This window comes from Desulfoscipio geothermicus DSM 3669 (assembly GCF_900115975.1).
In the GTDB taxonomy this organism is placed as follows: Bacteria; Bacillota; Desulfotomaculia; order Desulfotomaculales; family Desulfallaceae; genus Desulfoscipio; species Desulfoscipio geothermicus.
Map to the genome: position 1 here is coordinate 1 of NZ_FOYM01000055.1, position 6,821 is coordinate 6,821.

Sequence of the window (6,821 nt, forward strand, 5' to 3'; positions counted from 1 at the left end):
CCGGTAGATATGCATGAACCGGCTACAATTTTATGTTTGATGGGCAATAATATACTGTGCTATTAATGAGATGGAAAAAGCAAATTCCTATCGATCGGGTCCGCGGCTGCTAAAGCTTGCAATGGCGTCGTTGTCACTCGTCGCGGATACAGCTATTACCTCTTCATACTTTGCTGGATACTCTACAGTGTTATCCCCGGGCCCACTGTTACCGGCTGCAGCTACCATAACAATCCCGGCGTTATATACTTTAATGACTGCATCGTGGAATGACTGAACTTCCGAAGATGTACCTAAACTCATGTTGATAACCTGCATGTTATTGGTAATACACCATTCCAGTCCTTCGATAATATCGGAAAGATAGCCTGAGCCATTGGCACTAAGGACTTTAACAGCGTATAGCTCGGCCTGGGGAGCAACTCCCACTACTCCGATATTGTCATTAACCGCAGCAATAATACCCGCCACGTGAGTACCGTGGCCGTTATCGTCTGCTGGACTCTTATTTGGCTTGATAGCGTTGTATCCTCCCTTGATATTGGCCAACAAGTCGGGATGAGAAAGATCAATACCCGTATCCAAAACTGCCACCTTTACCCCTTGTCCCGTATTTTGAGGCCAAGCTAGTTCGGCATCAATCCTGTTTACACCCCATGGAATTTGTTGTGCAGGAGCCGGGTCAGGAACTGGTTTTACTGGCTTACCGCTAGCGGATACAACCACATCCGGGTCTACCCGAAGGACGCCCTCTTTCGTTTTCAGTGTTTTCTCTTCGTCAAGACCGACTGATACGACAGCAGCATTAATCAGGTGTAGGTTCTTTAATTTTTTAGCTCCACACTGTTCTATAATCGTTTTTTTAGACCCTCGTCAGTCAACGAACTATCGAATACAACAATTCTCCTCACTTGTGTATTGGGAACTTCCTTTGTTAAGGCAAATACCTGTCCTATTGAACTAAAGATGGTCACAGCAGCAAAAAAAGAAATTAATAACCATCTGTTCCTCACCCTATTCATAATTACACCCCCAACATTTTTTATTTACTTTTAAAAGGCGAGAATCCTTACAGACTAATCAAAATAGGAAAATATCATTCTAACCTATTGCAAAGACACCTGCAAATGTTTACTTAAAAACGACAGATAGCGGGGCTTCGCGGTCATGTAATGATCTTTGGGTGCCTTAATTTCTAGAAAAACGTGAGTCAAGAAACCTTCCGAGATTTCTGAAGATATACTGTTTTAACGAATGTACACCAGGTAGAATACGGGTTTTGCAAGACTATTTATATTAAAAAACTTTACTTTTAGGGGTTTTAAGTCGTCCCCTGACTCCCCCTTCAGGGGTAATTAATTGTATTGTTTTAATACATATTTAGTCCATACAGTCTTAAGGACAAGATCGAAAAACAATACAAAAAAAATAATATAGAAAATTATCGATGTTACCAGACAAGGGTAGCAAAGTTCCTTGTTTATAAGAACCTGACTCGTTATTAGAAATAAACTAAAACTGGCAGCAATAAAAGATAAAATCAAAGCCGAATAATTCAATAAAGCTAATCGATTGAAAAAAAACATCAAGATAGCTAAGGCTAGAGAAGTTATTGCACCAGTTACTGCTATGGTAACGTCTGTTACAGGCAGGAAAGGCACTCGTTGACATAGAGAGCAACCTGTGTTTTTCTCCAATGCCATATAACTAAGCAGGAAAGCATTGAATAGGGAGAAAAGGAGAACTATTTTATTAAAATTGCTTTTCACAACTACTTTAGGTAAAAATGCTACTTTTAACATTTTTAAGTTTACCTCTCTAAAATTATTTTATTTGCTATTTCTAAAAAGACCTCTGGTTCTGCCGGTGAAAGGAGATATGGATCTCCACTTATGGTATTAATTCGCACCATTCGGTCCCAACGCGTGGCGTATACCATTGCTGTATTCCCATCTTTTAAAGCGAAAAGTCCGGCATAACCGAATAAACCTGTAAACCACGTCAACCCAACTCCGGGCTGCGTGTATTCAACTATTTCAATAGATCTGATTTGTGCCTTAGGAATAGATTTTTGGGTTATTCTTAAGAGAATTACAATTTCTTTTGGCGATATCTGGTAGCTACGCGGAGAAAACAAAAAAGGAATTGCCCAGATTACTCCTATGGTACATATTGCTAACACAAACATTAATGGGTTAGACATAAAATTTCCAAGCTTATCTAGAGGAGCTATTTTAAAATGATAAACCACTTTAAATCCTCCCTCAATACACTTCTCTTTTCTTTAAATATCTTTGATTTCCTTACTTTTTACTTTGTTTTCGGATAGCCCATATTTGTTATTTAAATTAATGGCCAGTGAGATTACACATCGCCTCCGGGAAGTAAACTTCCCATGTCTGCCTTGGTCTTCACCCTTAATTCCTTCGTCCTGCCTATCCAAAAAAGGTGGAACGTCAGTCATGCTCCAAAACTGGTTTTGTACCCTTATGTAGATTATTGTTGCCAATATTAAGGTACACCCGTTGGGGTGCTCCCGTGATTAAAGAAAACACCCTTAAGAAAGTACATATTTTACCATAAAATAACTATTCGAAGGGTTACGTGATAGTTAACTCACTGATTCAGGGATGCACTATTAATTGCTTCGGGTATTATAGAACCGTTCTCGTTCTACATAGAGGATAGCGCGGACTTTTGTGTCCGCGCCTTGAATATTGCACACTTACTTTCTGAAAGTGCTTTCATAATGTATTGTAAAACGGTACACTATTTTTATATCTAACATCCATTATTCTGTTCTGCTATCATTGAATAATAGAGTTTATTGTCATTTCGTATGGGTTAACCTAAAGCAAACTAATACTTTACGGACAATAACCCAGATTTCGGCATGCTGAATATGCATTAGTATTTGGATTCTTGGTAACATAACGACATACAGGGTTACAAATGATATTACATACAGCCATTGCAGGTGGATATTCAACAAATACTAAACAAATACTACCACACATTATATAGCAGCTAACTGCCTGAGGAAAGTTTTTAACTAAAGTCACTATTTTCTGGCAAACCCAGCAGTTTAAACTTTCGGATGCTACTATTTTGTTATCCTTACTATTATAGACTAAAAGATTCTGTGAATTACCATCTTTTACAAGAGCTGCAGCTCCTGTGCCAAATTTATTTGATACAAAGCTAATAAATGCTTTTTCATTAGTGTCATTCTTTACTAGATCCAGATTCACTATTGTATTTTCAATTTTTTCACGCTTACCAAGCTTACTATTATTAAATTCAGATGTAGTTATAGCAGCATTTACATTTTCTTCTAGCAATACGAAACCACGTTTAACCAGATTCTGATACAATGCATTTACTTGCTCATCAGCTAAGGTAGTTTCTATAATGTGAGAAAGCTCTTTCCCGGTAATCTCCTTTACTTTCTCAATTTTACCATCACTAAGTTGCGAGTCTTTTGAATCTTTTTCATCAAATATGAACTTTAAATTGGGATCATCCTGTATCATGTTAGCTACTTCAGCGCAAGGAGCACAACCTGAGCTAGTAACCTCGCTATTGTCCGATAAAACCTTTACCGAAGCGTAACCTACCATAGCTGGCATTATTAGTAGTGCTGTAGATAATACAATCACCAGTAGCGCCAGCAAATGACTGTTGGTTTTTTTTAACATACTCACCATTCCTCATTGTTTAGATAATCTTGATATATATTTTCCGAACTAATTGGTGGGTTAATTCTGATTCATTTATTTATATACGTTGCAGATAACACTTACAATAATTTTGTATTTAGCGACTGTTTTTTCTTTTTAGGATTTAATGGCATTGTAGTATAGTATCGGTGCAATTCCTAAATTTTGTTGACACTATCAGCCTCTCCAAGGACAGTTTTTAAGTGAGCTGGTCCACCCTTAATATATTAAATCTTATTCTTTAAGCGTGCCTATTGATTAGATGATGTCAGTTCTCAGAACCGTGCTGGAACTTATTAATTAGATCGAATTTTGGGATAGTTTTCAAGCTCTATAGACTGAGCGAACTCTAGCCTACTAAAACGATAACATCTTACATATCACACGCTTCCTTTACACAAGTATGAGGATAGGATAAAATTAACTTACAGCCCGTCCCTTATCTTATGCAAAGGTAAAGGGTTGTTAAAGCCCTTAACAGACGGTTGGCCTACAACCTGTCCCGCCTGTTGGGGCTTCCTATTTCACATTCAAAATTCCACCTCCTTTCCTTAATTCACCTTTACCTCTACAGTGCCATAAAGAAATTTCCAACATACTTAAGATTCAATCTGACGCTGCCAGGTAAAAGGCCAGCAAATGAACAATGAACATCCTTGTGCACTAGCTAGAAGAACTTTAACTATCCATTATTATAATCAACTCCTTGCATTTTTGTAGTGGTTTCCCATAAATAACCATTTATTGGTTGTATTTAGCCAAATGGGCATCCCCAATAACTAAAAATTACCCTTTTCAACAAGGGGTAAATCTCTGCTTGTGCTCTTGAAATTTGTATCGACTCATCATAAAGGCAACCTTGTCACATCCGTCAAAACTAATCTCATATGATCGTTTGCAGCCTCTCAAGTTCTTTTTGATTCGGCCCAGGCACGCTATGAATGATATTATGAACCCCGATAAAACTGTAGCCAGTTTATTCCCCAATTCAATCAGAGTTTGACCATCTTAGAGACTTTACTTCCCGTGTGTGTCATATTTTCGATACTTTTTTTTTTCAATCTGCATAAGCAGGGTTTGCAGGGCTAATAACGCCGGCTAATGCTAATACATAAATTATAACCGAAAAGAAAATTGTTTTTAATTTTGTGTTCAATGTTATTACTTCCCTTAATAAGCTTCGCTTATCTTCAAATATCCTCGTTTTTCTTAGTTTTTCACTTTGGCTCGGACAGCCCATCTCTTGTTATTTACATCAATTTACAGGTTTTCTAGAATTAGCTTAAATTCATCACCTTCTCTCTCGTCTTGGTTCCCATCATTCTGCTTGTTTTACATTGTGCGCTTATTGTATCTGCCACAAAACACCATGTCAACCAATCTTGTCTAGAAAGTGGATATCGTTGTCTGAAACCGGCTTTTGGCTGTCTGAAAAACTATTACTTGTTAAAAATAAAAAAAGAGAGTTGCATTTAACGTAACCCTCGTTAATTGCCGGGCAATGCCAATATTTTTTCCAGTTCCTTGGCCTTGCTCAAGGCCAGTATTGCAGTTTGCCGAGTGCCGGAAAAAGTAATCTCGTAGCCGTTTTTACCCCAGGGGTGGATTTCCCTGATCATATTCAGGTTTACTATATAGGCCCGGTGGGAGCGAAAAAAGGTATTGCCGGTCAGCCTTGCCTCTATGCTGTTCAAGCTTTCCGTGATACTGATTTTATCTTTGCTGGTAATGATGATGGTTTTGTGCTTTTCCCTGGTGAAGGCTGCAGTCCACCAGAACACTGAAATGTATACCCCGGGTTTCGGCCTGGCCTGCCTTGGCAAACAGCATGGCGCTGATGCCGGGATTGTCGGTTCAATTAGCGGAAGGATCAGGTCGATGTCGATAAAGACCATCCCGGGTAATCATCTACTTAAAGACTGGACGAATCACGCAGCTACAACAATCCATTTTCCTCGGCCAGTTGCACGCTTCCCGAGTACCAGTACGGGCCGCTCTCGGCTTTGGCCCGTTTTCCCGGCGGCAGGGCCCTGACCAGCATGGCGGCCAACTCCGCCCCGGTTATTTTTCCGTCGGGATCAAAAATTCCGCCCGATTTTCCTTTAACATATCCCTTATCCACCGCAATGGAGATAACCCCTTTAGCCCAGTAATTTTCCGGCACATCTTTTAATCTCCAGGCAGCATTGCTTTCCATCCCCCGGCAACCCAGACCGTAAACCATACATTTGCTGAATTCAGCCCTGGTAACCGGATTGCCCGGCTTAAAGGTTCCGTCGGGATAACCGCTTAAAACTTTTTCCCTTACCAATTCCATAATAGAATTATAAGCCCAGTGGTTAGAAGAAAGGTCGGAAAATATCCCGGTATCAGGGGGCGGACCACCGGCGGCCAAGCCCGGCCCGGTATTCGGTGCTGCGCCGGCACCCGGGCAATTATCAATATTTACCGGAAATGGTTTTTTTTTGCTAAAGCCATTACTGCATAAGCTGTCATCATAACCGGTGAAGATTCTACGTCAGACGTCCAATTAAAGAATCCGTCAGTGCTTTGTAGACTTAAAAGGTGAGTTACCGCATTCTTTCCGTTTATCGACCATTCTTCACTAACCGGGTTTTCACCAGCGGTAAATAACCCCTGTAACACCCGGGCATCGGTGGCACTGTTGGACTTACTGCCCATCCAACCACAGCTAAAGCCACCGTCTTCCTCCTGGTTGATTAGCTACAAGATTCCATGTAACAACACGTGAACAATCCTCATTCTAGCACAAGCTTTGTTGATATACAGCGCTTGATTGTTTTGGTATTATACGGTAACCTTATATCGAACATTTGTTCTATATAAGGATGACCATGCATGCTAACTGCTTTCTCCAGGGCTGAAGTGTATACACCTCGAAGCCCCCGCAAAAACCAATATTACCGGTGTGTGGAAGCACATTTTGAAGAACTGGAAGGTACATGGGAAGACAGATACCAAAAGGAGTATGGGTATTGGCGGCCTTATGTGCTGGACGTTATATACAAATATCTGGACTGCGGTGACCTTCATCTGGGTTTTGCCCGGGTGAAATGTGATGACTGCAACCATGAATATCTA

7 protein-coding genes are annotated in these 6,821 nt (G+C 40.1%); 1 reads left to right on the forward strand and 6 read right to left on the reverse strand.

All coding sequences use genetic code 11. The features are described 5' to 3' along the window. Positions 1–87: 87 nt before the first annotated feature. From BM299_RS19600 to BM299_RS18290, 6 genes are all read right to left on the reverse strand, one after another. Positions 88–726: a S8 family peptidase gene (locus tag BM299_RS19600; RefSeq protein WP_281246397.1), complete on the reverse strand. Its 639-nt coding sequence runs from the start codon at positions 724–726 to the stop codon at positions 88–90. Between the two features lie 629 nt (positions 727–1,355). After that, positions 1,356–1,802: a hypothetical protein gene (locus tag BM299_RS18260; protein WP_092487850.1), complete on the reverse strand. Its 447-nt coding sequence runs from the start codon at positions 1,800–1,802 to the stop codon at positions 1,356–1,358. Positions 1,803–1,810: 8 nt separating this feature from the next. Then, positions 1,811–2,251, reverse strand: coding sequence for a PH domain-containing protein (locus tag BM299_RS18265; RefSeq protein ID WP_092487853.1), 441 nt, complete (start codon positions 2,249–2,251; stop codon positions 1,811–1,813). Between the two features lie 616 nt (positions 2,252–2,867). Continuing rightward, positions 2,868–3,698, reverse strand: coding sequence for a hypothetical protein (locus BM299_RS18275; RefSeq protein ID WP_092487858.1), 831 nt, complete (start codon positions 3,696–3,698; stop codon positions 2,868–2,870). 1,508 nt (positions 3,699–5,206) lie between these two features. Continuing rightward, positions 5,207–5,614 (reverse strand): LytTR family DNA-binding domain-containing protein, encoded by a 408-nt coding sequence (locus BM299_RS18285; RefSeq protein ID WP_092487864.1) that lies wholly within the window; start codon positions 5,612–5,614, stop codon positions 5,207–5,209. A 41-nt stretch (positions 5,615–5,655) separates the two neighbouring features. Further along, entirely contained in the window at positions 5,656–6,114 is a 459-nt protein-coding gene (locus tag BM299_RS18290) for an S-layer homology domain-containing protein (RefSeq protein ID WP_092487867.1), read from the reverse strand. A 464-nt stretch (positions 6,115–6,578) separates the two neighbouring features. Between BM299_RS18290 and BM299_RS18300 the strand changes: the two genes are divergently transcribed. After that, positions 6,579–6,821: transposase zinc-binding domain-containing protein (locus tag BM299_RS18300; protein ID WP_207545243.1), on the forward strand; the 243-nt coding region annotated here is incomplete at its 3' end.